General features: G+C 52.9%; 18 protein-coding genes, 23 tRNA genes and 2 pseudogenes. 33 read left to right on the forward strand and 10 right to left on the reverse strand.

Annotation, left to right across the window (positions count from 1 at the left end):
* The first annotated feature begins 86 nt into the window (after positions 1–86).
* The 3 genes and pseudogenes from Pla52nx_RS13440 to Pla52nx_RS32930 form a co-directional block, all read left to right on the forward strand.
* On the forward strand, positions 87–683 hold the full coding sequence (locus Pla52nx_RS13440; protein ID WP_231742108.1) for an AAA family ATPase: 597 nt from the start codon (positions 87–89) through the stop codon (positions 681–683).
* A complete protein-coding gene (locus tag Pla52nx_RS13445) occupies positions 680–880 on the forward strand; it encodes a hypothetical protein (protein WP_146521140.1) in 201 nt (66 codons plus the stop codon). The genes Pla52nx_RS13440 and Pla52nx_RS13445 overlap by 4 nt, the downstream gene beginning before the upstream one ends.
* A gap of 211 nt (positions 881–1,091) precedes the next feature.
* Positions 1,092–1,229, forward strand: a pseudogene (locus Pla52nx_RS32930) (ParB N-terminal domain-containing protein); the annotation flags it as partial.
* A gap of 64 nt (positions 1,230–1,293) precedes the next feature.
* Here Pla52nx_RS32930 and Pla52nx_RS13450 read toward each other — a convergent pair.
* The 3 genes from Pla52nx_RS13450 to Pla52nx_RS13460 form a co-directional block, all read right to left on the reverse strand.
* The gene (locus Pla52nx_RS13450; protein WP_146521139.1) at positions 1,294–4,977 is read right to left on the reverse strand and encodes a hypothetical protein; all 3,684 of its coding nucleotides are present in this window, start codon (positions 4,975–4,977) and stop codon (positions 1,294–1,296) included.
* A complete protein-coding gene (locus Pla52nx_RS13455) occupies positions 4,952–8,563 on the reverse strand; it encodes a hypothetical protein (protein ID WP_146521138.1) in 3,612 nt (1,203 codons plus the stop codon). The genes Pla52nx_RS13450 and Pla52nx_RS13455 overlap by 26 nt, the downstream gene beginning before the upstream one ends.
* Before the next feature lie 333 nt (positions 8,564–8,896).
* A complete protein-coding gene (locus Pla52nx_RS13460; RefSeq protein ID WP_146521137.1) occupies positions 8,897–9,832 on the reverse strand; it encodes a helix-turn-helix transcriptional regulator in 936 nt (311 codons plus the stop codon).
* Between the two features lie 195 nt (positions 9,833–10,027).
* Here Pla52nx_RS13460 and Pla52nx_RS13465 point away from each other — a divergent pair, with 195 nt between their 5' ends.
* Positions 10,028–10,396, forward strand: a complete 369-nt coding sequence (locus Pla52nx_RS13465) for a hypothetical protein (protein WP_146521136.1) — start codon at positions 10,028–10,030, stop codon at positions 10,394–10,396.
* 54 nt (positions 10,397–10,450) lie between these two features.
* A complete protein-coding gene (locus Pla52nx_RS13470; RefSeq protein ID WP_146521135.1) occupies positions 10,451–10,684 on the forward strand; it encodes a DUF2190 family protein in 234 nt (77 codons plus the stop codon).
* On the opposite strand, the gene Pla52nx_RS13475 is transcribed toward Pla52nx_RS13470, so the two are convergent.
* From Pla52nx_RS13475 to Pla52nx_RS13485, 3 genes are read right to left on the reverse strand one after another with little or no spacing between them, the layout of a single operon-like run.
* Positions 10,672–11,139 (reverse strand): hypothetical protein, encoded by a 468-nt coding sequence (locus Pla52nx_RS13475; RefSeq protein WP_146521134.1) that lies wholly within the window; start codon positions 11,137–11,139, stop codon positions 10,672–10,674. The two genes, Pla52nx_RS13470 and Pla52nx_RS13475, sit on opposite strands and share 13 nt — an antisense overlap.
* 30 nt (positions 11,140–11,169) lie before the next feature.
* Positions 11,170–13,500: a 2OG-Fe(II) oxygenase gene (locus Pla52nx_RS13480; protein ID WP_146521133.1), complete on the reverse strand. Its 2,331-nt coding sequence runs from the start codon at positions 13,498–13,500 to the stop codon at positions 11,170–11,172.
* Between the two features lie 33 nt (positions 13,501–13,533).
* Positions 13,534–13,755, reverse strand: a complete 222-nt coding sequence (locus tag Pla52nx_RS13485) for a hypothetical protein (protein WP_146521132.1) — start codon at positions 13,753–13,755, stop codon at positions 13,534–13,536.
* A gap of 318 nt (positions 13,756–14,073) precedes the next feature.
* On the opposite strand from Pla52nx_RS13485, the gene Pla52nx_RS13490 reads away from it, so the two are divergent.
* Both Pla52nx_RS13490 and Pla52nx_RS13495 read left to right on the forward strand, forming a co-directional pair.
* On the forward strand, positions 14,074–14,745 hold the full coding sequence (locus tag Pla52nx_RS13490; protein WP_231742107.1) for an SOUL family heme-binding protein: 672 nt from the start codon (positions 14,074–14,076) through the stop codon (positions 14,743–14,745).
* A complete protein-coding gene (locus Pla52nx_RS13495) occupies positions 14,742–15,137 on the forward strand; it encodes a thiol-disulfide oxidoreductase DCC family protein (protein WP_146521131.1) in 396 nt (131 codons plus the stop codon). Before Pla52nx_RS13490 ends, Pla52nx_RS13495 begins: the two co-directional genes overlap by 4 nt.
* A gap of 25 nt (positions 15,138–15,162) precedes the next feature.
* Here Pla52nx_RS13495 and Pla52nx_RS13500 read toward each other — a convergent pair whose 3' ends face one another.
* Together Pla52nx_RS13500 and Pla52nx_RS13505 are read right to left on the reverse strand one after the other, a co-directional pair.
* Positions 15,163–16,143, reverse strand: coding sequence for a hypothetical protein (locus tag Pla52nx_RS13500; RefSeq protein ID WP_146521130.1), 981 nt, complete (start codon positions 16,141–16,143; stop codon positions 15,163–15,165).
* A 49-nt stretch (positions 16,144–16,192) separates the two neighbouring features.
* Positions 16,193–16,762 (reverse strand): GNAT family N-acetyltransferase, encoded by a 570-nt coding sequence (locus tag Pla52nx_RS13505; protein WP_146521129.1) that lies wholly within the window; start codon positions 16,760–16,762, stop codon positions 16,193–16,195.
* 77 nt (positions 16,763–16,839) lie between these two features.
* Between Pla52nx_RS13505 and Pla52nx_RS13510 the strand changes: the two genes are divergently transcribed.
* From Pla52nx_RS13510 to Pla52nx_RS13580, 15 genes and pseudogenes are all read left to right on the forward strand, one after another.
* Positions 16,840–17,307, forward strand: coding sequence for a DUF1569 domain-containing protein (locus Pla52nx_RS13510; RefSeq protein ID WP_146521128.1), 468 nt, complete (start codon positions 16,840–16,842; stop codon positions 17,305–17,307).
* A 483-nt stretch (positions 17,308–17,790) separates the two neighbouring features.
* Positions 17,791–17,862, forward strand: a tRNA-Phe gene (locus tag Pla52nx_RS13515).
* A gap of 42 nt (positions 17,863–17,904) precedes the next feature.
* Positions 17,905–18,004, forward strand: a tRNA-Pro gene (locus tag Pla52nx_RS13520).
* A 160-nt stretch (positions 18,005–18,164) separates the two neighbouring features.
* Positions 18,165–18,237: transfer RNA gene (locus Pla52nx_RS13525), tRNA-Lys, on the forward strand.
* A 4-nt stretch (positions 18,238–18,241) separates the two neighbouring features.
* Positions 18,242–18,314, forward strand: a tRNA-Ile gene (locus Pla52nx_RS13530).
* Between the two features lie 26 nt (positions 18,315–18,340).
* Positions 18,341–18,413: transfer RNA gene (locus Pla52nx_RS13535), tRNA-Lys, on the forward strand.
* A 14-nt stretch (positions 18,414–18,427) separates the two neighbouring features.
* Positions 18,428–18,519: pseudogene (locus Pla52nx_RS13540) on the forward strand.
* Positions 18,520–18,574: 55 nt separating this feature from the next.
* Positions 18,575–18,645: transfer RNA gene (locus tag Pla52nx_RS13545), tRNA-Gly, on the forward strand.
* Between the two features lie 9 nt (positions 18,646–18,654).
* Positions 18,655–18,728, forward strand: a tRNA-Pro gene (locus Pla52nx_RS13550).
* 15 nt (positions 18,729–18,743) lie between these two features.
* Positions 18,744–18,816: transfer RNA gene (locus tag Pla52nx_RS13555), tRNA-Asn, on the forward strand.
* 367 nt (positions 18,817–19,183) lie between these two features.
* Positions 19,184–19,258 (forward strand) — tRNA-Glu (locus tag Pla52nx_RS13560).
* A gap of 72 nt (positions 19,259–19,330) precedes the next feature.
* Positions 19,331–19,413, forward strand: a tRNA-Ser gene (locus Pla52nx_RS13565).
* Positions 19,414–19,515: 102 nt separating this feature from the next.
* Positions 19,516–19,586: transfer RNA gene (locus tag Pla52nx_RS13570), tRNA-Trp, on the forward strand.
* Between the two features lie 20 nt (positions 19,587–19,606).
* Positions 19,607–19,678 (forward strand) — tRNA-Val (locus Pla52nx_RS13575).
* A 7-nt stretch (positions 19,679–19,685) separates the two neighbouring features.
* A tRNA-Leu gene (locus tag Pla52nx_RS13580) sits at positions 19,686–19,759 on the forward strand.
* 26 nt (positions 19,760–19,785) lie between these two features.
* Here Pla52nx_RS13580 and Pla52nx_RS13585 read toward each other — a convergent pair.
* Positions 19,786–20,610, reverse strand: coding sequence for a hypothetical protein (locus Pla52nx_RS13585; protein ID WP_146521127.1), 825 nt, complete (start codon positions 20,608–20,610; stop codon positions 19,786–19,788).
* A 178-nt stretch (positions 20,611–20,788) separates the two neighbouring features.
* Between Pla52nx_RS13585 and Pla52nx_RS13590 the strand changes: the two genes are divergently transcribed.
* The 6 genes from Pla52nx_RS13590 to Pla52nx_RS13615 all read left to right on the forward strand — a co-directional run bounded on the left by Pla52nx_RS13590 (position 20,789) and on the right by Pla52nx_RS13615 (position 21,326).
* Positions 20,789–20,859: transfer RNA gene (locus tag Pla52nx_RS13590), tRNA-Ala, on the forward strand.
* A gap of 16 nt (positions 20,860–20,875) precedes the next feature.
* Positions 20,876–20,949 (forward strand) — tRNA-Leu (locus tag Pla52nx_RS13595).
* A 13-nt stretch (positions 20,950–20,962) separates the two neighbouring features.
* Positions 20,963–21,036, forward strand: a tRNA-Gly gene (locus Pla52nx_RS13600).
* Between the two features lie 13 nt (positions 21,037–21,049).
* Positions 21,050–21,122, forward strand: a tRNA-Asp gene (locus Pla52nx_RS13605).
* Between the two features lie 16 nt (positions 21,123–21,138).
* Positions 21,139–21,217 (forward strand) — tRNA-Leu (locus Pla52nx_RS13610).
* A 10-nt stretch (positions 21,218–21,227) separates the two neighbouring features.
* Positions 21,228–21,326, forward strand: a tRNA-Leu gene (locus Pla52nx_RS13615).
* 185 nt (positions 21,327–21,511) lie between these two features.
* On the opposite strand, the gene Pla52nx_RS13620 is transcribed toward Pla52nx_RS13615, so the two are convergent.
* Positions 21,512–21,841: a hypothetical protein gene (locus Pla52nx_RS13620; RefSeq protein WP_146521126.1), complete on the reverse strand. Its 330-nt coding sequence runs from the start codon at positions 21,839–21,841 to the stop codon at positions 21,512–21,514.
* A 50-nt stretch (positions 21,842–21,891) separates the two neighbouring features.
* On the opposite strand from Pla52nx_RS13620, the gene Pla52nx_RS13625 reads away from it, so the two are divergent.
* The 5 genes from Pla52nx_RS13625 (at position 21,892) to Pla52nx_RS13645 (ending at position 23,286) form a co-directional block, all read left to right on the forward strand.
* Positions 21,892–21,967, forward strand: a tRNA-Leu gene (locus tag Pla52nx_RS13625).
* An 11-nt stretch (positions 21,968–21,978) separates the two neighbouring features.
* A tRNA-Val gene (locus Pla52nx_RS13630) sits at positions 21,979–22,051 on the forward strand.
* A 183-nt stretch (positions 22,052–22,234) separates the two neighbouring features.
* A tRNA-Ser gene (locus Pla52nx_RS13635) sits at positions 22,235–22,324 on the forward strand.
* 12 nt (positions 22,325–22,336) lie between these two features.
* A tRNA-Arg gene (locus tag Pla52nx_RS13640) sits at positions 22,337–22,408 on the forward strand.
* Positions 22,409–22,479: 71 nt separating this feature from the next.
* Positions 22,480–23,286 (forward strand): hypothetical protein, encoded by an 807-nt coding sequence (locus Pla52nx_RS13645; RefSeq protein WP_231742106.1) that lies wholly within the window; start codon positions 22,480–22,482, stop codon positions 23,284–23,286.
* The last annotated feature ends 95 nt before the right edge of the window (positions 23,287–23,381 follow it).

A 23,381-nucleotide genomic window follows, 5' to 3' on the forward strand; every position in this document is an offset into this window, starting at 1 on the left:
GTTTGTTTTGTTTGTCTGAATGAAAAATCCAAGTTGGTAAAGCTTCATTCACGCCGTAAAATGCTGCCAAAAGGAACCCAATCAGTTTGAGTGAGCCCGCCAATCCAATCGTTTACGTCATCGCCGGCCCCAATGGTGCCGGCAAGACAACGTTCGCCAGTCGGTACCTACCGCAGTTTGCTGGTTGCCAGGAATTCGTGAACGCTGATTTGATTGCTGCCGGCCTGTCACCATTCAACCCAGAATCCCAATCGGCTGCTGCGGGACGCTTAATGCTCGATCGGATCGATGAGTTGACTTCGGCCCAAGCAACATTCGGGTTTGAGACGACACTGGCTGGCCGCGCTCATGCGAAAAGGTTGCGGGCGATGAAAAGCATTGGATACCGAGTGTCTATGTTTTTCATTTGGCTTCCGTCCGTCGACCAAGCCATTGCGCGTGTTGCGACTCGCGTCAGAGAGAGTGGTCACAATATCCCCGAACCAACGATCCGGCGTCGCTACGATCTGGGAATCAAAAACTTTGCGTCGTTGTATATGCCAGTCCTCGACGAGTGGTTTGTCTACAATGGGTCCAGCCGACCAGCTAGAATTATCGTAGGCCAGCAAGATGGCAACCGACGGGTGTATGACGATGTCGGTTTTGCTGAACTCAAACAATTTTCCCCGGAATTATTGCCATGATCCGTGACGATACGCCTGAAACCGTGAAGCAAGCGAACGCCGCCATGGAACAAGCCGCTAACGACGTGTTATTGCGTGCCCGGCGTCACAACACGCCAATCGTAGTTTGGCGCGACGGCAAGGTTGTCGAACTCGATCCATTCTCGCCTGAGTTCGATGAACCCAAGCAGCAACCACCAACTGCCGATGACGAGTAGACCAGCAGCGTCGCGAAGCACACCCAACTAGCTCCCCAGCTATTTGAACCTCTAACCCCCCATCGACCGAACCCTTCCGTTTCTCTCCTCGCCTTGGAAGGGCTCTTACACATGCTGGTCACTGTGTTGATGCGAGCGCCTCCGTCGCGGGGTGGTCGCTTGATCGGCCGCGTGCGAAGCACTTGCCAGAGGCCAAGCGCCTTACGAAAAGAATCCTCGAATCAACGACGACGCGGTAGCTCCGGTCGTCCAGTCCATCAACGAGTTTGGCTTCCGGCAGCCGATCGTTGTCGATCCCGACGGCGTCATCATCGTCGGTCATACACGCTGGAAGGCTGCCAAGCAGTAGAACCTCGGCGAGGGTCCAGTTCACGTTGCAACGGAACTTGAGCCGGAGGCCTAGTTCGGTAATATCAACTAACGGCTGACGATTTACGCGACCTCAGGAATTGAATGAACTCTTTTTCTGTCATCACTGGAAAAGGAGGGGCTGTGAGGTGGCGGGAAAGCAGGTCGGAGTCTAGAACGAGAAGCGGCTCAATCTTCCAACGGCTACCTTCTGCTGGATCAACTCCAAACTCGGCGAGTACATCGGCAATATTACTTTGCATCCAAGCAACGCGTTCGAGGTGGTGGCTCACCGCGCACATCTCGTCCTCGGTGTCAGTAAACAGCGCGTCGAATTCGTTCTTAACCTCGCTTGGCGTTTTGGCCAAAGCAAAGGCTTTGGCCTCGACCGGGAGGATCGTACGGGTGTTGGCGTCAAGAACAAACACGTCAACATCGCCAATCGGATCTCCGTCGGCACGCTTCATGAGGTTTCCGTTGAACTCGGTCATTGATGGCCGAGCGATATAGCCGCTGAGAGATGACACTCTCCCTACCAGTTTTCGGTCGTACTGCTTTCCGCGTCGATTCGCGAGTGTCCCAATGAGTATTCGCATTGCCTCACTCTTCGGCGATTTGATGCGGCCCGACGTGACGAGATCGCACAAGTAACGAACTGATTGAATCAATGACCGTCGTCCCCACGTCAATGTGTTCTCCCGCCGTATCAAAGGTTTTCGCAGATACGACAGGCCACGATTGAATCTCCAGGGCCATAGTTCGCCTCTCGTGTATGGTTTCGGCGGCTCCAGAAATATTCTTCGCGGAGACGCAGCGAATTGTTCGACAACTTGCGAAATCAAATCTCGAGTGATGCCGGACGCACCTTCGAGGTAGTCGATGAGTTCGACTTCTCTGGCCGACCCAATACCGTTTGCCTCGGTGAACTGTGAACGGCCGATTCCACCGATTAGTGCTCCAATCTCTTCAAGAAGCATGCCAAACTCCGCGACGGACGCATCGTTGATCAGCTTGTCAATTTTTTGTTCATCTTCGGGCAGTCGATGCGTTTCACTTTCGTTGTTCTTTGTTTCTCGGTTTAGAGACGCATCCGCATTTGATTCGTAGAAGTCATTGCGGATTCTCTCTGCAGCGTCAGCGTACGCGCAATTGCCGAACTTCAGTCGTTGCGATGCGGTCATGTTGACTTCGATCTCAGACAGGTTGTTATTCAATCCATCGCTTAAAAAGCCGCACTCAATAATTTCGGATGCAATTGCGAGCACGCGGTCATACGCTGACGTCGAGAACACAGCGGAACCCGATGGCGGGACTGCTGAAACGTACTCGAGCAAAAATCGACTCGCCATGCTTGCCCTATTAAGTTCTTCCAAGTCGCTTTGCAATAACTGTCGATTTTCTGGGGTGTCACCCATCGTAGAAAGATGGGTACCGACAATGCTCTCAGTTCGTCGGAGTTCCGCTATAAGCGATTCGTGTCGCGAGATCAAATTGGGAAGCAAGTCCGAATCATCAAATCTCGCGATTTCGGCTTCTAGCTTGTTGAACATCTCGCCCACGATGTCGTTGTGAATCTTGTGCGAATCACTCGTGCTAAGTTGTTGGTCGACAACTGCCCGCTTCGTTGCTACCTCACCTGACTCATCGCGAATTCGCTCCATCTCGAAGGATTGAATGCGACGAACCGGAGGAAGCCCACTATTGTCAAGGATCAACGCATCAGATTCACTGAGCGTTTTCATTCGACGTTTCAATCCAAGTGGAGCTTGCGTCGCTAAGGCCGCGTCAATTTCTTCTGGTTCCACCGGATAAGCGAGGCATGACGAAACGTCAACTAAGAGCTTTCTCGCCAACTCTCGTTCCACGCGATTGTTCAATTCGGAAGCACCAAGGGCGAACGCTGAATCGAATCGAATCGATATACGATTCTCGTCGACGGTGGACTCAAAACCAGTTCTACCAACGGCTGATTCGATGTCAAAGAATTCCTCTGGACTCTCAATATGAACACCAATCACAATTTCATAAGGCAGGGCGTCGGTTGCTTCACACCACTGATTGATCGTTGGCGTAAGCTGCCAAATCCAGAATGCAATCACGTCCGCCAAGTGGAAGCACAAGCTCGAGTTCTCTTTTGTGACGTCGGCCCCATCACCCGGCGATATCACCCAGACGGGAATCGGAAGCTCCTCAATCAGCAAACGAACTGGACCAGCTTGAAGAGGATCGGTCATGTAAATCGGGTAGTCTGCAATGTTTTGTGCTCGATAGACTCGGCCATATGCATTCCGATCCGGTATCCGAACCAAGTGCGGGTCGAGAGTTTTTTGAGCTTCAAGACGCACATTTACACCTGGTCCAGAAAAAATGACCATGTCTGGGATGCCATCGTCACCAAAGTAGAAGGAATCGCGTTGTCGGTACTGTGCATACTGATCGAGGAATCCGGCTCCTAGCATCCTAGCCATGCCGTGTTTTGACCGTTTGCTCATCCCAAACTGCCACAGCGCCAGCGGGTCGCCAGAATTCAGTTGCGAAACGATTCGCAACTCATCCAGAGTCAAACATACGGTTGGGCAACCGGAAGGCGCCAATTCTGGCGGTGAGTAGCTGTGAAACCGCCCCGTGCCCTGTATCACAACAACGTGCATGACCTCGTTGATGCTATCCGCTCGCGCATGCAAGTCCTCGTCTACGGCTGCTGCGGACGCCTGGACTCGATCAAGTTGACTTGATAGGTCCCAGTGGCTTTCATCAGTCCCACGACTTCGTCCGGTGAGATCGTCGACAACGAGATGCACGACGGCAAGTTTATCGTCATCGAACTGAAAAATTCCAACGTCAAGTCCGTTGTTTGCCTGTGCGTTGAGTCGTCCAACCATCGCCCAACTTTGAATTTCAAAAAAACGCATGGCTCGCACCCAAGCTTGCGCCTCGACGGATTTTGATAATTCGGCAAGTACGCTTTTCTCCTTGGCCAACTTTAGAACCGCATCTCGAATGGCGGGTAGAAAGTTCGTGGGTGCGACAACGATCAGCTCCTCATCCGTCACCGCGATCGGTCGGGTGAGGGTCGGGTTTGCAAGTGGATTGGGATACGTCGCTGAAATAGAACCGAGTTCAAAGGTCAAACGATCGAGTCCACTCGAACCGATATTCCGTCGTTCCATCTCGGCGATAATTTCTGCCTTATTGAACGTGACTGCCTCTTGCAGTTGCATCGCCATCTCCGCAGCCGGCCATCGAATGTCGTCGTTTTCCGATTCTCCTGGAGTCGAGGTTCGCGTGAGTCCCGCCCGTATCATGCACTGATGGCTCAGATAAAGACCGAATTGAACGATTTCGACAGCCTCTTTCCGAAAAGTCGTGTCGCGAATTAGCGATGAGTCAACAGACGCTTGCGCCAATACTTCCAACACGAACGGGTCTTCTGGATTTGCACTTGGAATCGTGTAGTACCCTCCACCGTAGAAAGGCACTTCACTAACAAACAGTCCCTCGTGTGGATCACCTGGCATCTCGGGACCACCAAACATTGCCTCACCAGAATTGATCCATGATCGCCATGTGTTCCCATCCATTTTGTATAAAGACGAGTCGTGGGCCAAAGAGCCAACGACTGCGGCGGCACGCGTTAGCTCAATGTAGTAGTCGGCATTTTCAGGTAGTAACTGCGATCCACCAACCTTTTGGGCAAGATCGCGAACGTCAAATTCAGTCAAATCAGTTGCGATCTTGGTAACCCTCATGCGTTGTGTCGTTTCTTGAGATGGCGTAGCGATCCGCCAGCGACGAAAAAGTCGCGATTTCGTTCTGCTTCATTCGGCCTTTCCAGGCGAAGAGCATCGGCACTGGATTCTCAAAGACCAGGAGTGGCTCAATCACGATGTCGGATTTCGATCGCACGAATTTTGCGATCTTGTCGGTGTTTTTGCGCAGCAGCTCAATTCGGTTCAGGTGTTTCAGCAGATCGTCCGGCTTGTCTTTGCTGTTCAATTCTCCACGGTAGTCGCTAAGTTGCTCTGCAACCTCACCATGAGTCTTGTGAAAATGAAGTGCCTTGCATTCGATGCAGAGGACGCGTCCTGAGTTTGGGTCAAACGCAACTACGTCAACGTCCCCAAACGCCTTCCCTGATTTGTCAGCAAGGATTTCCGTCATTTGAACCTCGATCCAGGGCCTTTTCCCCATCGCAGTTACCCATCCCAATTCGGTTAGCTTTTTGGCAACACGTTCTGCGAATTTGGTTCCACGCCGATTGTTGGTCCTAGATTTCCAATCACGCATCTCCTTGCTTTCAAGGTCTCGTTCCCGATACGTCCCTTCGTAAAATGCGCCAAGCACATAAAACACAGACGTTCTCACCATATCTGGTGACACCAGCAGGTTGTCAGGAGTCACTTCAATGATCGGTCGACGCAATACTGACAACGTTCGGCGGAGTCTCCAAAGTTGAATATTGCGAACATCCTGATCTCCGCCGATGTTCCGGTATCCGTCGCGCATTGGAAACGTAAACGCTTCGACCAATCTCTTTGCGATTTCCGGGGATCGTCCCTCTGCTAGCTTCTCTTGGAAATCAGATCTAGAGATCTCAAACATCAGTTCGTTGCGATGGAACCCTAGTTCATATACTTTGTCAGTCAGAAAGACCGCATCTTCAATCTCCAACTGAAGCTCAGCCTGGATTGCCGATCGGAACAGTGGGTCAAATTCAGGTGCATCTGGTGTGACGTTGGGACGTGAAGATGCGTAGATCTTCTCTCGTGTTTCAATCGCATTATCTACTCGGTCCTCCGTTGCGATGCTATGAAAAGGTGAAAGCACCTCTCGCTCAAATTTCGTGTCTGCCAAAATATCTCCCAGGGGCGTTATTTCTAATTCGGGAGGCATAGCATTCCTGTGGATTGCATCCGACCAACCACCAAGGGTGCAAATAGCGTTCACGATGGTGAGTAGGCGTGACAGGTCGCTCGTTCCCAAACGCATCCCACCGGATTTGGGGCACTCACACACCGCAACCTCCACAAGCAACCGCGAAGGTTGAATTACACCATCGAGCTGGCCAACTTGCTGGACAATCGTGTTCAGTGCCGCCGGCTTGTCATCGTGGATCGCAACGTTTGCGTGCGCCGTTCGTTCCCATCGCTCACGCTGAAAGAGAGCGGCTTCGTAATTTGTGAGTGTCTTTCGGATTACTTCTAACCGATCGAACCGACGCAATTGCCGACACAGCTCATCCTCGAGATAGGTGACCGCGTTGTTCAGCAGCTCTGTACACGTGCGTTTCGCTCTCAGCTTTGCGCGGCCTTTCCCTTTGCTCTCAACATTGAACGCGAGTCCCAGCCGAAGATTGCAATTGTCAATCGTCGTGGGCGTGGTGACCTTCCCGCGAATCGAGAATCCAAATCGATCCCGGTAGGTTCGCTCTAACAAACCATGCAGATGGCGACCGTCTGGCCCCCCAGTGATCGTGTCCGCCAATTCGGTGACCTGATCCTCCGAAAACGGCATTCCAGGAAGTCTTGAGACGCCCCTGAGGATCTGACGAACCAATGCAAGCTCCGAAACATTGGTGGGTGCTGCGGTACCAACCTCGAATTTCTCACCAACCTCCAACGTAACAACACGAGACGCAATGTCACACGAAACAGAGATCTCACTTTCGATCTCTTCAGTCGTCGGCAGAGCTTCAGGCGGGAGAAATCCGTTTTGCTCCATACGGTCGTGAAAACGAAATCGAACTTCTGTCGCTCGAATTCCTGTAATGGTCGCCAGTCTCGCGATTGCTTGGCCCATTCTGCCTAACCACGTTCGTAGCATTTCGATACGCTCGTAGGTCATTGCAGTCGGCTGGGCAGACTCCAATGTGAACCACCAACTGTGTGAGCCGGAGATATAGATGACGCTCGGATTTGATCGGTCGAAATCAACAGGTGCGTAGGTTTCTCGAAATCCATCTTCTTCAAAATGGTGTTTGGCAAAGACACGCACCAGCTGCGTAGACCCGTCAACGCGGTAAGCTCCACGAATGTCGCATGAACGCGCAGATTCCGCACGCAACTCCTGGACAAAACTAGGGGCGATGAACACAGAGAACTCTTTGTTCCTAAACTCTTTCGGCAAATCCTGTGAGCGAACGACATGGCCGTCGTTTGCTCGTACCCATGCGACCAGGTTTGCAATCCCCTGAGGATTGTGAAAACGAACGCCGAGTTCTTCTGCTTTGCGTTTGCCCTGGAGTATCTTGATAAGATCGACCGAATCAAATTCACTGATCCGGTCCAAATGGATCAGGTCTTCTATCGAGCAATACTCGACAGCCCATTCAGAATGGTCGAAGTCGATATCTGGAAATTCGATCGTGCGACCAACACCGCAGTCGACGATTAGCGTCAGTCCAAAATCAAATCTCTCTGAGTCGCTAAACTGTGACGAGCAGTTCTGAATACGGCTAGCAATTTCTTGCGAGGCTGTTGCGCCGAGCGGACGACGGCCAACTGATGATGTCATTTCGATGTCAGCGAGATCATCCGCCAAGAATAGAAATTGGATTACTTCTCCCGAATCTAACACCGACGCACACTCCGACATTGGCCCCGCGCCAGTGCTAACGAATGGAAACGGGTGATCCGGTGGAATTCCGAAGACACGCTCCTTGCTAACTAGCTCCACAGTGCTGCGAGCGAGCCGACCAGCCAACTCATCAACAAAACCATTGCCAACTGCCGTGTCGATCAGGAATTCTCGGATCGCAATGGGAGCTGAGGCAGGCATGGCGAGCACGAATCGATCTTGGTCTTGAATTATGGGGTAGCGGTGCAAGACGCTTTTCGAGGTCAGCGTGTTCGCCTGAGCCGGAACCCACTCCTTCCGAACAATAAACGGGCGAAGAAACGCTGGATCGACCCCCAATGCGTCGAGATCATCTCGCGTGAACGCGGCGTCCTGGCGATGCCGTAGCTCGTCTGGCTCAATGAAGTCGACCGGCGTCGTCTTACCAATCGCATATCGCTCAATGCCGCTGCGTCGGCAGGACTCGTCAACGAGAGTAAGAAGTGAGCGGATACAGTGCTTTAAGGTTTCAAATCCGTCATCATCCTGCATTGTTTCAACAACGGTGAGAAAGCGCTGAAGTGTTGAAATGTTGCTTTCCCAAATCCCGTTGAGCAGCAGGAATGACCGATCCTGAAAAATCACGGGAGCAGTCATCACATTTTCAGCGGGATCCTCTAGCTGACTCAGCCGAGTGTTCTGAAGCATATTGAACATCTCACCGACGATGTCACCTGGTCCGCTTTCGCCTTCAGCCACAGCCAAAGCAGTATGAGCCATTGCCTCGATGCGGAGCGTGTTCGATTGCAGGTGTGGCAGAAAGAAAAGTTCGGCGACCCTCGTGACTAGTTCAGTTCGGTTGCAAGAACGAATGCGATGACCGATTTCGTCAGAATCAGACAACAACTCTATTGGTGTTGGTTCCGCAAGATTGACTAATTCGGTGATGTCCAAGATTCCGTCCATTTTCGGTCATACCCTCAAACGTTTGTTCTCGCATTCAAACCTGTCTGAAAAATAGCGACACAGCTTTTGGATTGATGTTCACGGGCGCAGATCGATGATTAAGGGTGCTGCAGCGAAACTGGGTGAAACGCCGGGCGCTTGCTGTATCTACTTCGATAATTCCAGCAACCGGTCCAGTTTGCTGTCGATCTGTCGTAACATCGCAGCTTGGCATTCCTGATGAGAAAGCAATTGCCTTTCGCCATATGACAGGAATGACTTGATTGCCTCGCCGGGATGATGCGAATTGCCTTTTCGCTGGAACCAAGACGCTTCGGCTAGTTCGATGGGTGGCAGTGTTAGCAACTGAAAGTAGTCAGCCGTGATCGGCAGACCGTGCTTGATACGGATATTGCATACTTGTGACAATCGTTGGGCGGCCTCTTGCCGTGACTGTTTCGTAAGCTCTTTGATCTTGCTCTCCTCGCAACCAATCGAAATCAGCAATTCCGGTTCTACATTGTCAATTGCGATTCCAGACGCGCTCCAACGTAACTCTTCAATGACATCGAACAGCTCATATTCCGCGCCGTCCATCAGATCATCGAACTCAAGGGAAGAGTCTATCCAGTCGTAAAGCTGCCCCCATGTTTCGTAGACGGAAAACAAGCAATTAGCCAGAGGCGTCATCTTGCAAGATTCTTCATCCTCCCATTTGGAAGCGGGCGCCTTTACCGAGATTTTTGCGTCTAACCCAAGCAAGGCTTCGATGAGATGCCCATAAAAGATATCCGGCATGTTACGGCTGAGGTCGCGCAGAGAGCCACCCCATTCCAAGTCCTCGAGTAGTTCCTCAAAGAAATCACACCAAGCTTTCGAGTTATCCTCTGTTTCGGCGAACATCGCCCACCGGTCGCTGACAGTGTCAAACAGCCCAGCGATTTTCAAAAGGCGGTCTCGGCGCTCGCTCGGAATGTGTTCGCCCGACTTCCATTTGCTAATCTGGGCCCGACTCACCCCTAATTCACGGGCCAAATCAGCTTGGTTATATGCCCCTTTATGTGTGATGTATTCGACCAAATTCGCGTGCTGTCGTCCGCTCATTGCTTAAAGCCTAAACTGTGTAACCCTAGATCGAGCAAATGTTAAGTTAACAGCCCTCGTGCCGAAGTCAACTCAGAACCTGAAGAGATTTGGGTCGTTTTCGGATGGCAATGATCGTGAGTCCCCCTTGAACTTGGGCAACAGGATCGAAAGCCAAAAGACCATAAGCCGATCAATATTCGGCCAGAATACTTGGTGGTCCCGGTCGAATTGGAGACCGAAGCGGAGCTATTGATGGGGTCGGCACAGTTGATGATCGACGCTCAAGGATCGCCCACCAAGATCCCCGTCGCCAACCCGCACCGCGATAAGTATCGCGTCATCTCCACGCCACAATTGTCGGATTCGTATTACCAAGGAGCGTCCGGCACAGCTTGGTATCTGTTCGCCAACCCGCGAGTCCTGCCCGCGTTTGAGATCATGTTCCTTGGGCGGCGTCGAACGCCGGTCATCGAACGCGTGGAAATGCCGCCGTACACGCTCGGCATGGGCTTTCGGTCTTACATCGACTTCGGTGTGAACTCTCAAGACCACCGCGCCGCCGTGAAGGTCGTCGGCGCGTAATCCTCGCTGCGATCCCGCTTGATTTTCGATCTCCTAGTTTTCATTTGGACTCCCATGCAAGCTCAATTCGTTCACGAAGGCAAGCACGTTGACTTCACGCCCGATGTCGACGTCCCGGTTGGATCAATCATCATTCAAGGCGACTTGGTCGGCATTACCAAACGCGATCTCAAAGCAAAAGTGCACGGCTCGATTGTGGTGGAGGGGGGCTTCGATTTTCCGAAAGTCGGGGTCAGCTCGGACGAGTACTTGGCCAGTAAGAATCGGCGAGCAACTCAGGGAAGCTGATCTTGGAGATAGTCGACCGCGTGTTTTTCGGCTTCGTCGTGATTTGTAACCATTCCGTCGCGGTCGATCAGTAGCCGCTGGATGAAGATTTCAGTGGTTCGGGCAACCACATAGGGGTCCCTGAGGAAAACAGCACTTCTTCCATCTCGACTGTCGTCTGGCCCGAAGTCACCCGCAATCAACGAGTGTAGAAAAAAACTGACGGCTTGGGAGACCTCATAACGAATGGATTCGACTTCGGATGGAAGTGATTCGATCCACTTCTGATGAAGTGCGCTAGCCAGTCGCATTGCGTCGGCATCATGGCATGCTAGCGACAGAATGGAGTCCAGTTCTCCCGCCGAGCCGTCACCGCCCAGACTTTCAAGATACTGCTTCTGCTCACTCCTCTTCTGTGTCTTCGATTTGTAGAGAAGCTCCGCTTTCTGCTGCGTGGACAGTTCAAGTTTTGGCATCGTGTGTCGCACTTAAGTCCAAGAAAGGTGCTACTGCAATGTGCTGAGCAGTTTCAAATCGCTGTGGTATTGTTTGACAGCAGCGTCATGTGACGCCAACGTTTTTGTCAAACCCAGCGAATACGGGCTACCGCTTCGGATCGTCTTCGTCTGAACATCGAGCCTTTGAGAATTGATCACATGTTCCATGTGACTCCGGTTGTGTTCCGACGCGGGAATCTGGGTTTGATGCATTGTCGGGTCAGCCAGGAATTGACTCAGTTGCAAACAGTATTTGCATTCACATCCAACTTTCGAGTCGCGTCGGAAATCACTCGGTGGTTGAGGCTCACCGGATGTCGCATCGACCAGCCGTACTTTCAGTCGCTCTATCCAATCCGCTAAAGCACCCGGCATCTCATCGTGCTGTTTTAACGCAAATTGACGAAGCTTGACGGCGGCGGGAACTTGGAAAGAACGAAACTCAAAGACGCTTGGGCAACTATCCTGCAGCCCGATCATGTCATCGAAGCAATCGGCCTGGGCAGCGATGATTGCTTGGGTTAGTACACGCCAACAATCCGTAGGCGGATCACCACGCCTGTGTCGTGCCTCGACCAGCTTTTTTGAGTGAGCTGACAACTTTGCGGCGGCGCTGGAAAGGAGTCCGTGAAGCTGGTCGCGCGAAAGTCCGCCGTGTTTTTTGTCCTTGGCGACTTTCAGTAACCATTTTGCGTCGCGTCTTGCCAAGCCTTCCAGGAAACGGATTCCATATTGGTTTGGAGGCGGCTCGCATTCAACCAGTCGATGAAGCAGGGGCAGTATGGAATCAGCGCCAAAGCAACGCAGCGAATTCATGACAAATTGATCCAAGTCGACTCGCCAGTCCCGCATTGAAATGACTTCGAGAAAGCGGTCGATCAAAGACAGTTCTTCCAATCTTGGCAACTCCGCCGCAAACTGCTTTAGCCAAGTTTGTGAATCGGGGCCGGGCGCGTTCTGCTCGTACTTGCGATCGGGCCAACGTTCGATAGTGCATTCGGCCAGTTTCTGGCAGTTGTCACAGGCCTGCTCAAGTTCATCATCGTCACACTGGTGCAGGCTAGCACGTCGCTCAAGCAATTCCGCCACCGCGAAATTCAACCCCATCTGCGTCACGATTTCAAAGTGTTCAGACTCCGGCCAGATCACGATCACGGACTTGTGATACCAGCGGTCAAGGGTGTTGCCAGCGTTTCCGGTGTAGCCCTCGTAATACTGTCTGGTCGGGACCCAATCTTCCGCGGGTATCAGGCTAATCAATTGAGAGCTGTCGCAGCCCAGTGGGGCCAAGGCGGCGAGTTCTCCGTCGGCATCTCGCCATCCATCGATCACAATTTCATCTTCGTAGGATTCCCCGATCGTTAGGTCGTCATAGTCTCCTGACCAACGCCGATTGCCGCGCCGACTATACCCAAAACTTCCATCATCGGCGAACTGGCAAAGGTGACGTTCGACCTGCCCGAAATACAACCGGCTGCCGAGCGATTCTGCGACGGTCGCGACGCTTCGATGCAGTTCTTTGTCCGCCCCCTTGAGATACCCCGGCTTCAGACCCGCTTCGGTGTATTGATGTTCTAACGCGAAAACCAGCGGATCCGACGCGCGATGTTGAAACCAATTTCTGACTTGACTGAGCAGCGCCGCATCAACTGCCGGGTCAGAACCACGCTTCGATCCTTTGCGTTTGGGTTTTAGGATCAGGTTAAAGGCCAAGCAGACGCGAACGCCCGATGTGACCTTTGCCACCTCATGTTCGCAGTCCGCGAAGAATGCCACGTATTGCGACTGTTTCTGAGCACGTGCTTTTGGGAACGAGAATGCTTCTTGGCGACCGCCGTGGCGAATCAGCAAGTCGCCACCACCGAACTTGGAGGGCAGGACTACGATCATGGTTGCCACCATGCCTATGCGTTTTTCGCTGTCTCGGTGAGGCAGAAAGAAACCACCCTTGGGATAGATCAAGAGCTTGTACAGATCAAACTGTAGCCGGTCCGCGTCCAACTGCAATTCATCGGCGATGTTTCGACCCGCAATATGAATTGCTTCCAAAAACTCCGGTGAAAGCTCAACCTGTCCTCCATCAATCTCCAGCGTATCACGAACGCCGGTATCAACAATCGTCTGCGTTCCTTTGCCGTAAGGGGCCTGAGCGGCTACCTCAGCCAGCTTGCGAACGTCTGCAGGGCGCATCGGTAGTCTAATCGGGCAAGCGTCGCTGATCGCGAGTCCTGATTCGCCTTCCTCAATCACGCCTTCACACCATGGATGGCCAGGTTTCCCGGCCGCCCCGATCGCATTGGCGATCTCCTTCGCAATCTGGGTTTTCTTCCTTTTCGCCATAGCGATATCCCGAAAGGAGTCATGTAGAGGCAATCAGAACCGCGAACGCCATCTGAGGTAGGCTGCAAGATAGACGTGGCCATCTGGCAGTGGCTTCTGTAACTCGACACAGTGCGCCGCGATCGCGTAGCGGTTTTTCTGATGCAAGACGACAAGATCGAGCCCAAAGTATTCGGAATTGATCGAGTCAACTACGTCGACCTTCTCGCCCATCACTCTTGCGGTAAACGGAAACGCCAACGAGTCTGCTGCCATCGTCGTCAGTTCATTCGGTCGCGAACGTCCACAAATTCGACACGTCCGTCCCATCATTTCTCCAGGCAAAGTCGGTCTGCCGAGAAGTCTATTGCGCTCGCGTCAATCGCTCCAGCCGTCAAAAAGTAGATCGAATCAGTAAGGTTGTGTTTGTCACGTCACTTCCGAGCAAGCGCGTTGCCAATCCTGGAAAACGCCGGAATACAAGCGACTTTCCCATAAACGAGGGTTGCAGCCGTCAATGGCGGCATGGGCGTTGCTAGCCGTGTGCCTACAGTAGGACAGTCGAAAAAGTTCAACACGATGGAGTTGGGACGGATGAAACGTACAGAAATCTATCGAACGGGGATCTATATCACGGGATTTCTCGGAGTCGCTTTGGTTGGCACAGTCGCCCTGGCGATGGCCACTCGAGCGGGCTACGAGTCGGCCGAATACAAAGTGATCGAGTCCGACGGCAGTTTCGAAGTTCGCGAATACCCGGACCTGATGCTGGTCGCGACCGATTCCAAGATGGACTCACAAGGCCGCGACGGCAGCTTCATGCGACTGTTCCAGTACATCAGCGGCGCGAACGAGGCTGATCAGAAGATTGCGATGACGACGCCGGTTTTCATGGAAGGCGAAATCGGCAAGTCGGATGTCTCGATGGGGTTTGTGATGCCCAAGGACGTCGCGGCAAAGGGCGCACCTGATCCGAAGGGTGAGGGCGTGAAGCTGCGTGAGCGAAAGGGCGGTCGGTTCGCCGTGGTTCGGTTTCCAGGCAAGCTCGATTCTAAGCTGGCCAAGGAGAAGGAAACCGAACTGCGAGAATGGATGAAGAACCAAGGCCTGAAAGGTGAGGAGTCGGCTGAGGCAGCTGGCTACGATCCGCCGTTCACGCCAGCAGCACTTCGCCGCAACGAAATCTTGATCCGATTGAAATCGCCGGCTGCGGAAACAGAGACCGGCGAGTCGGAAACTGACAGCGAAACGGCGAAGGACTCATGAACGGCGAGGTGAGCAACGACTGGCAGGTGGAAGTTTTCTACGACGGCAAGTGCCCGCTTTGCCTGCGCGAGATCAAATTGCTCCGTCGATTTGATCGGAAGGAGCGAATTCGTTTCACGGACATCGCCGATCCTTTGTTTAGCCCCGCAAACTACGCGATGACCATGAAGGACTTTATGGACGAGATCCAAGGTCGGTTGCCCGGTGGTGAGTGGATCACAGGCGTCGAGGTCTTTCGTCGACTTTATGCCGCCATCGGTCTAAAGCCGATTGTCTCGCTCACTCGCTTGCCCGGCATCTCTCACGGACTTGAGTTCGGCTATCGCGTCTTCGCCAAGAACCGTTTGCGATTGACGGGACGTTGCGACGATGGAACTTGCAAGGTCGACTAGCTTTGGCCTGTGTTCCTTGACGCATTCATTCAACCGGTTCCCATTCTGCGTGGACGTCAAATCGGTTTCCGTGCAGCTTTTCTAGCCGAACCGGTTTCGGCCAATCAATTTCGACAATCCACGGCCGAAGTTTTTCGATCAGAACTTCGACATCGGGACAAGTAACATAGAGTAGCAGTTCGCTCTTACGCTCGCTCGTCTCATCAACCGATCCAATAAATCCGTGATCCATGCTTTTTATGTGGTCAGCCAAGACGCTTTCAAGCGAGTGGAGAACTCGTCTTGCAGCGACCTTCTCAGCCTCTGTCGCTTTGCGTTTAGCGGTTGGCAACACAATCGTCAGGCATTGGCCTCTCAGTGGTTCGACCGACTTCCTTCTCGCTCGCCATCGAGCCGTTTCCCTGTCCTCCCAATTCTGCCCTGCAGGTATCGGGGACACCAGAACGAAGTTCAATCCGTTTAATTGCGCTTGGTCCGCCTTGCGTTTGAATTCTTCAGTGACCAATACGACCTGGGGATACTCGCGAATTCGAAAGATTGCATGTTCCGCTAGTCTGGTCTCGTCAAACTCAAAGCGATCAACCATAAAGGCGGTTTCTTTGCTGCTGTTCGGAGGCCCGAAGGTGATCTCCGACTTGTCTACATCCAACGCCAACGATTTCGTTAGAACGTTATAGACGAAGTACTCACCCACCTTCGATTGAATCGGCAAGATCTCGCCGTTCGCCTCAAGCTCGACTCGCAACGCTTCGACTGCGCGACGACTGAATGCAGGTAACATGCCAACGCGCGGGTAGTCGTTGTACGGCTGAACTCCACCAACCACTGGCTGCGGAACCCAAACCTTCGCTAGCGAAACGGGCTTCCAATCGAGTTTGCCATGGAGTTCAGGATCGAAGTCGCGCGTAATCGATTCGCGACTGATCAATGACGGAGCGTCCTCGGGGAATTCAAAGCCACTGAATCGCGGATCGTCCGCAAAATAAGACAATTCGTATACGTTCATAGTAAACCCGTGGCGAAATAGTCTCGCTTTAGTGATGCAGTACCGCCCATCACTCGACCCAGTATTTCTGATGGTCCAATGATTGGCAGCACCTTATTGTGCCTTCGACAGACTTGACCGCTTCAGCTTCCAGTTCAAGAACCATCCAAGCATCGGCGTTCTTCTCGGGAATGGGATAGGGAGCCTGGAACCCGCGCACACCGGCGGGTACAAAACCAAAGCGGGAATAGTACTTCGGATAACCAAGCACGAAGACGAGTTGAACGCCGGATGCGGCAAGTTGTTTCAGCGTCTCTTTGACGAGATGGGTGCCGATACCTTGGCCATGCAGCTTGCTGGGCACAGCCAAGGGCGCCAGGAGTTGGGCAGTCGGCCCCTCATTTGATTCGCTGGCCGACTCGATCGTGACAGACGAGAAAAGCACGTGACCGACAATCTCGTCATTTGACTCGGCAACGAATGAATGGATCGGCTCTGCCGACGGATCGTCGAGCATCTCTTCTAGCAAGCTCACAATCACAGGACCTTCGTCGTCGCCAAATGCATCGAGGTGCACTGCGAGGATGCGGTCACGATCATCGCTGTGAGCCGGTCGGACTTGAATCGCGTTGGTATTCATCGCTGGTGTCAATCTTCGGGCGAGTTGCCCATACTGTGCTTCGAAAGATTCAAATTCTACCGAGTTGCCGAAGACATATGAGTGACCTCCGTCAATTGCAGTTCAACAATCTCGAAGCGGCCGTTGATGACGCTCGGCAATTGCTGGCCAGCGGCTATGTCCGGCACGGAAATTGGTCGCTTGGGCAGATCTGTCGGCACCTGGTTTTGGTTCAAGACCCCAGTGTCGATGGCTATCCCGTTTGGATGTCGCTATTTGCGCCAATGCGGCCTCTGGTGCGACGACTATTGTTGCCCAAGGTGCTCAGCGGAGATTCGCCTCGTGGGATAAGAACGGCTCCGATGTTCGTTCCGCCGGGTAACTTGGAAGATGCAACCGAAGTGAAAGCATTCGCGGCAAGTGTTGGACGACTGCTGAATCACTCCGGCAGCTTCGCTCCCCATCCGGGATTCGGCCGATTGCCACGCGAGAAGATTCTGGAAATCCACACAGCGCATGCTGCTCACCATCTCCGACATCTTCGAGCCCAAGATGTGTCTGTTTGATTGGCGACAGATAAAATCTCGCAAACTGCGAGTACAAAAGCATGGGCGAATCGTTTGACTTTCGTGCGAGAGATGGCAAAGTTTTTCTTGCGAGCAGGAAATAACTTCGCCGCGCAGCGCATCTAGTTTTGTGAAAGCGAGTTTTTTCGCGAACCATTCAGATCCGATAGCGTCTATTACCCCAGACCCGGCCAAGCCGGAACACAAAAGTCACCCCCAGAGAAGCGAGTAGAGCTTTCTGATGTTTACCAAACAGCAATCAAATCAACTCGAACGGATATATGAAGGGAATGCCTTCGGCGGTAGCGATTTGGCCAGTGTGAATGAACAGAGTGCCAATACGTTCCAGCCCGGCAATTCCCCGTATCGATTGCTCACGTGACACTCGCTTCAAGCGAACTGCTTTCTCCATGAAGGCTCGGTGTCACACAGGCATCGAGCCTTTTTTCGTGTCCATACCGGACGAACCCAACAAGCCAATATGGGCTGGTAGCTGAGACGGTCTAGCGGCGGTCTGAAGAACCGCAGACGAGGATTCGAGCGCCTCCCAGCCCACTGACAAGGAAGATATGCGCCGACGGAATCGGCAACACACATCGGATACAGGTGCAGATGGAAGCACGCCTGCTTTGGGAGCAGGAGACGGCGTTCATCGGTGGGTCGCTCCACGACGGCGGTTCGACTCCGAGGTGTCCGACTTGAATGGGAACAAAACGGTAGTCGAGGGCTGGTTGCCCAGACACGGCTGATAACCGAGTTGCGCTGAGTTCAATTCCCAGGGCTACCACTTACGTCAACAACACGAAGGAGAACCAAACATGCTTCAGCGATTGAAACGCATACCCCAGATCATTCTTGGGGTTGTGGTGTAACTGGCAGCATGACGGACTTTTAATCCTTTCGGTGAGAGTTCGATCCTCTCCGGCCCCACTTACGGCGCGTGGCTCAGTGGTAAGAGCGGCGTCCTTATAAGACGAGGGTTGAAGGTTCGATTCCTTCCGCGCCGACTGGCAACAATACAACAAAACCATTTGGGATTGTGGCAGACAAGGTAATGCATCGGTCTCTTAAACCGAACGATGTGAGTTCGATTCTCACCGGTCCCATTGAAATACAACAAGCACTGATCGTCTAGCGGGAAGCGACCACCACTGCGTGGCGGTGCCCGTCCGTCGTAACGAGGAGACGTCGGTTCGATTCCGACTCGGTGCTCTTTGGATGCCTCGTGCATCCGTGATCTTTGACAATTTGGTTGTGATGCAATTTTGCGCCCATGATGTAGCGGTAGCCTGCTGCCTTGCCATGGCGGAAGTGTGGGTTCGACTCCCACTGGGCGCTTTTTGTTATCAGGGTGTGGGAAAGTCTGGCAATCCGCGCGCTTCGGGTGCATGAGACCGCTGGTTCAAATCCAGCCATCCTGACTGTTGAGTTAAGAATCCGGTGTGGCCCAATCGGTAGGGCGGCTCCCTGTTAAGGAGACGATTGATGGTTCGAGCCCATCCACCGGAGCTTGTTCTTTCAATCTTAATTCTCTCCGGCGCGTAGACGCGACGTGGGCCTTTGAAGCCCGCTGATCGGGTGCAATTCCCGGACGGAGTGCTGAAGTTCGTTTTACACCGAGGCGGCAACTGTTGGTCGTTGCACCTGGCTCTGAACCAGGCAAACACAGGTTCGATTCCTGTCCTCGGCGCTGTGGCCAGATCTGGTGCCGGTTTCCAGAGACTCACTGTGAATGAGTTTGTCACCGGTTCAATTCCGGTTGGTCACCCCTTTTTAAATGCCGCATTCGACTACTGGCTAGGTCGGTTGCTTCTCAGGCAACAGGAAGGAGATCGATACTCCTATGCGGTACTCGCTTCGAATGAAGCAATTAAACGGCGTGGTAGATTCTGTTGGCAGAATCGTCTGGTTTTCATCCAGGAGTTCGCGGGTTCGATTCCCGCTCACGTCGCTTGTTGGAGTGTAGCCTTTAGGCGATTCGGTATGGCAACGAAAAGCGGCCGAAGCTTGGACTCCAACACTCGGAAGTCACCCGGCCGGATGAGGACACTGTCTTGAAAACAGCTGCGGGTCAAACCGTTGTGGGTTCGAGTCCCACGGCTTCCGCTTTCACTTGGGAGCGTTTCCACACGGGAGGTTGTAACCCTTCTGCCTTTAATTGTGTGGTAGTCGGCGAGAGGTGCGATTCCTTGCGTTCCCATTTCATCCACGTCCTTGGTGTAACGGTAGCACTGCTGATTCCAAACCAGTAAGTCAGGGTTCAAATCCTTGGGGACGTGCTCTTTGGATCGACAGACACAGTCATGTGGTCCAACGGCTACGACGCCTGTTTTACATACAGGAAACGATGGTTCGATTCCATCCGGGACTACTTGCATGCCCAGGTACGCCAATCGGCAGAGCGACTCGGCTTAAACCCGAGTGTTTGCAGGTTCGATCCCTGCTCTGGGTACTCGAACCCGACAACCGTTACTTCCGCTATTCGTAAGGATGTGGATAGCCGAGGCAAATGTTGCCGCCCACCCAAGCGTGGCCATCGGACCAGACCGAGATTTGAGAGGACTTAAGTGGATGACCCAGCCAGGCTACGAGCCGGTCAAGCACCGCTCGTAGCCGTTGTGGACGCGGGAAAGGGAGTCCGCCAATCGTGGTGATCTTGTAGGATCTCGATGTCAAATGCACGATCATATCAACGCTTGAATGAAATTCATCATCTGCGGCCAGCTTGCGACCTAAAAGCTTTTCGGATCTGCGAATCGATTCCTTCATGTCTTCGGCAAGCACCTTGTGCAACTCTTGGCGAATCGCTTCCGATTCGTCGTCGGCGGGCAACTCTTCCGACTGATTGGAGTCGAGCCACGCGTTCAACTCTTTCCGTTTTTGCGCCAGTGGTGCGACACGTTTGGGAAGACGCTTGAACCCAGACGATTCATCCACTTCGCGTTCATCGAGATCTGGAATGGACGATTTTCGGCGCGTCCACCTTAGTAGGAAATCAGCAAAGTTAACCCCAGCGATGGAGGTTCCTCCTTCGCTTTCGCAGTGAATGATGGCAGGCGAATTGCGAGTTTGAAACCAGAAGGCGACAAAGCCCCCGTCACCCAGTCTCAAAAAAGGGACGACGCGGTCCGCTGGGTCAAATCCCAGCAAGTCCTTCGGGGCAGTGTACTTCACTGCGAACCAACCTAGCTCTCCCAGCTGTGATTGGCGACAAACGTCAACAAACACCTTGAATGAGGATGGAAGGCGATACTTTGCGGCAACTTTCAGCTCGATTCCCCGAACGTTGATTTCATATTTCATGACGTTCCATCGCTTTGTCGATGCTAAGGAGTTTTGACTTGGAATTGTCTGTCGAAGAAACCGACAGCGATGAACAATCAGCAGAGTGACTCGTCGCTTCGAGAGTGAAATGTAAGAGTTTGGATCATTCAACGCGAACCAATTCTTCGATCATTCATCCTTATTTTACGTCATTCATGGGGCGCTCGTCCAACGGGAAGACGTCTGTTTTGCAAGCAGAAAATCGGGGTTCGATTCCCCGGTGCTCCACTTGGTTGATTCAAACGGCTCGGTAGGCAACCGGAAGACCACTTTGGCTTAGAACCAGAGATGCTGTGGGTTCGAATCCCACTCGAGCTACTGCAAACATCATACGGGTGTAGTGTCCAACGGCCAGCACGATTGGTTTCCAACCAATTAGTCTCGGTTCGAATCCGAGTGCCCGTACTTTCAATAAATCGTCCTCGTGGAGCAGCGGAGTGCTCGCTTGCCTGTCACGCAAGAGGTCGTCGGTTCAAATCCGATCGGGGACGCTTTTTCAATCCAAACGGCGCGGTACGCAAACCGGTAAAGCGGCGGAGCTCAAACCTCCGTGAAATGTCTGTGGGTTCGATTCCCTCCCGCGCTACTTTCAGAACAGCCAAGTGGTGGAACTGGTAAATACGCGATTCTCAGACGATCGTGCACCGCATCCCAGAAGACGGTGCGGCGTGCGAGTTCGACTCTCGCCTTGGCTACTTTTCAAAACATCATTGCAGGTGCGACAGGTGTCCAACTGACCGTCATAAGGTCGGTGTGCTCGGCTCGATACCGAGACCTGCAACTTCAGTGCAAACAACACCGCGGATGGGCCAGTGCTCAGCCAGGCCTCATAAGCCAGGACCGCCGGGTGCGACCCCCGGATCCGCTACTTAAATAATGGCTAACGCCAGCAGACGCGACCATCAAAGATTGAAAGCTGAGTGCAGTCGAATGAACAGAGTGTGTCTTCTAGTGCTTCAAATCGAATACCAGGTGCAACGATTTCATCCATGATCTTTTCCGCTTCGCTCATCAACTTATCGAAACGATCGGGTTCTTTGTCTTCGTTCACCTCTCCAGCCTGTGCACTTGCTTCATACTCGCGATTGAACAGGGTTTCCGTCTCAGCGAAGGCTTCAGCCGGCTCAAAGGGTTCACACGGGGCTTGGTCGTCAAATCCAACATATCCTAGAAGTTTACTACCACGGTAGATCTCGTAACGTCGTTTCAACTTGATCTCCAATTAGTCACGCGATGGTCTTAGTGTAACGAAATTCAAAAGGTCGAGTACGCAAATCGGAAAAGCGACTTGGTCGAGAGCCAAGTGATTTTGCAGGTTCGACTCCTGTCTCGACTACTTGGCAAAACGATCGCGTGGTCCAGCGGCGAAGACGTCTGCGTGACATGCAGAAGATCGATGGTTCGATTCCATCCGCGATCACTGTTTCACAAGGTCTGTAAGTGTTGCGGCAGCACGCGTCTGTGGTATGGACGAAGACCGGGTTCAATTCCCGGACGGACCTCTGATATGGGCTGGCATGTTCGCCGAGAAAAAACTCTGCGGGCGACTGGTCCTTGCAAGATCGGTGGGAGGGTTCGATTCTCTTCCGGTCCACTCATTGACGGAAGGGCAATCCGATCGGCGACGGTATCCGGTTGCTAGCCGGGCGAGCATCTTGATGGTGCCTTGAGGGTTCGACTCCCTCTCCTTCCGCTTGTTTGTAACGGCTCGATGGTGAAACGGACATCATCTCTGGCTTCTAACCAGAAGTTCCGGGTTCGATTCCTGGTCGGGCTACTGCCGAATTTCGCGGTCACGTTGGCTGCCGGCATCATTCCGCTTGTTTGACACTTTTGAAAGGCATTGTCATGAGCATGCAGAGTATCGAGCGTCAATTCACGCGGATTGGTGCTCGAGCAAAAGTCCACCCTCCGATCGTCAGACGCTGGGGAACGCCTCCTGAAGTCTCGATCGACATCGGCAACGACGCCGAGGGCGAGTTCTTCGATCTTTCGATTCAGCCCAAGCTGGTCGCTGAAACGCAAGTCATCGACGTTCAGCCTTCAATGCGGCACTTGCTGTTGATGTCGCGTCAAAACGACGGAAAGCACAAGTTCCTGTGCGGACACGATGAGCGTCACTGGTTCGTCGCGGCCGTTCCTGAGCGAGTTTCGGTTTCATCGGTGAAGACAGCGTTCGACGCGCTCAAGCCAACTGCGGTGCGAGCACTCGAAAACCGTCTCAGCGTGAAGCCGCGAAAGCGAAATCGTCGACGAAACGCAGCGTTCATTCGTCAAGGTGAATGGTTCTTCGTTCCTGTCGAGAACCCGAGCTTTGTCGATGAACGACTGGTGCTGCGAAACGAGCCGATTGCACGTGGCGGTGGAAAGCCGCATATGTGCGAAGAGGTCGTTCGGCAGGGAGGACAACTGGTTTACGTCAGCAACCAATACCCAAACGGTGTGACCGAGATGCAGCGTCGACAAATGATAAGTCGTCGACCTGAACTTCGTCATCTCCACTGGGTGGCTCAACGACGAAACCCAAGTGTGTTCGTTCGCGGACGAGTGCGTCATCCGGATCACAAGACGATCATCTTAAACGGATGGCACCAAGTCATGATGAACACAGAAAACGAATCGCTTGCAATGCGACACGTCGCATTCATCGATTAAGGAAAGGCTTTGGGCTTTAGACTTTGGACATTAGGGGTGAATCCTCCAAGAGGATCGACCTATAGCCCAATGACAAAAGCCTATAGCCTCATTTC

The sequence above is a fragment of the Stieleria varia genome (genome assembly GCF_038443385.1).
GTDB lineage: Bacteria > Planctomycetota > Planctomycetia > Pirellulales > Pirellulaceae > Stieleria > Stieleria varia.

What these genes read in the sequence shown, in the direction of transcription:
- Pla52nx_RS13445 (WP_146521140.1), top strand. Translation starts at nt 680, where the DNA reads ATGATCCGTGACGATACGCCTGAAACCGTGAAGCAAGCGAACGCCGCC.
- Pla52nx_RS13450 (WP_146521139.1), bottom strand. Translation starts at nt 4,977, where the DNA reads ATGAGGGTTACCAAGATCGCAACTGATTTGACTGAATTTGACGTTCGC.
- Pla52nx_RS13455 (WP_146521138.1), bottom strand. Translation starts at nt 8,563, where the DNA reads ATGGCTCATACTGCTTTGGCTGTGGCTGAAGGCGAAAGCGGACCAGGT.
- Pla52nx_RS13460 (WP_146521137.1), bottom strand. Translation starts at nt 9,832, where the DNA reads ATGAGCGGACGACAGCACGCGAATTTGGTCGAATACATCACACATAAA.
- Pla52nx_RS13470 (WP_146521135.1), top strand. Translation starts at nt 10,451, where the DNA reads ATGCAAGCTCAATTCGTTCACGAAGGCAAGCACGTTGACTTCACGCCC.
- Pla52nx_RS13475 (WP_146521134.1), bottom strand. Translation starts at nt 11,139, where the DNA reads ATGCCAAAACTTGAACTGTCCACGCAGCAGAAAGCGGAGCTTCTCTAC.
- Pla52nx_RS13480 (WP_146521133.1), bottom strand. Translation starts at nt 13,500, where the DNA reads ATGGCGAAAAGGAAGAAAACCCAGATTGCGAAGGAGATCGCCAATGCG.
- Pla52nx_RS13485 (WP_146521132.1), bottom strand. Translation starts at nt 13,755, where the DNA reads ATGGCAGCAGACTCGTTGGCGTTTCCGTTTACCGCAAGAGTGATGGGC.
- Pla52nx_RS13490 (WP_231742107.1), top strand. Translation starts at nt 14,074, where the DNA reads ATGAAACGTACAGAAATCTATCGAACGGGGATCTATATCACGGGATTT.
- Pla52nx_RS13495 (WP_146521131.1), top strand. Translation starts at nt 14,742, where the DNA reads ATGAACGGCGAGGTGAGCAACGACTGGCAGGTGGAAGTTTTCTACGAC.
- Pla52nx_RS13500 (WP_146521130.1), bottom strand. Translation starts at nt 16,143, where the DNA reads ATGAACGTATACGAATTGTCTTATTTTGCGGACGATCCGCGATTCAGT.
- Pla52nx_RS13505 (WP_146521129.1), bottom strand. Translation starts at nt 16,762, where the DNA reads ATGAATACCAACGCGATTCAAGTCCGACCGGCTCACAGCGATGATCGT.
- Pla52nx_RS13510 (WP_146521128.1), top strand. Translation starts at nt 16,840, where the DNA reads ATGAGTGACCTCCGTCAATTGCAGTTCAACAATCTCGAAGCGGCCGTT.
- Pla52nx_RS13585 (WP_146521127.1), bottom strand. Translation starts at nt 20,610, where the DNA reads ATGAAATATGAAATCAACGTTCGGGGAATCGAGCTGAAAGTTGCCGCA.
- Pla52nx_RS13645 (WP_231742106.1), top strand. Translation starts at nt 22,480, where the DNA reads ATGAGCATGCAGAGTATCGAGCGTCAATTCACGCGGATTGGTGCTCGA.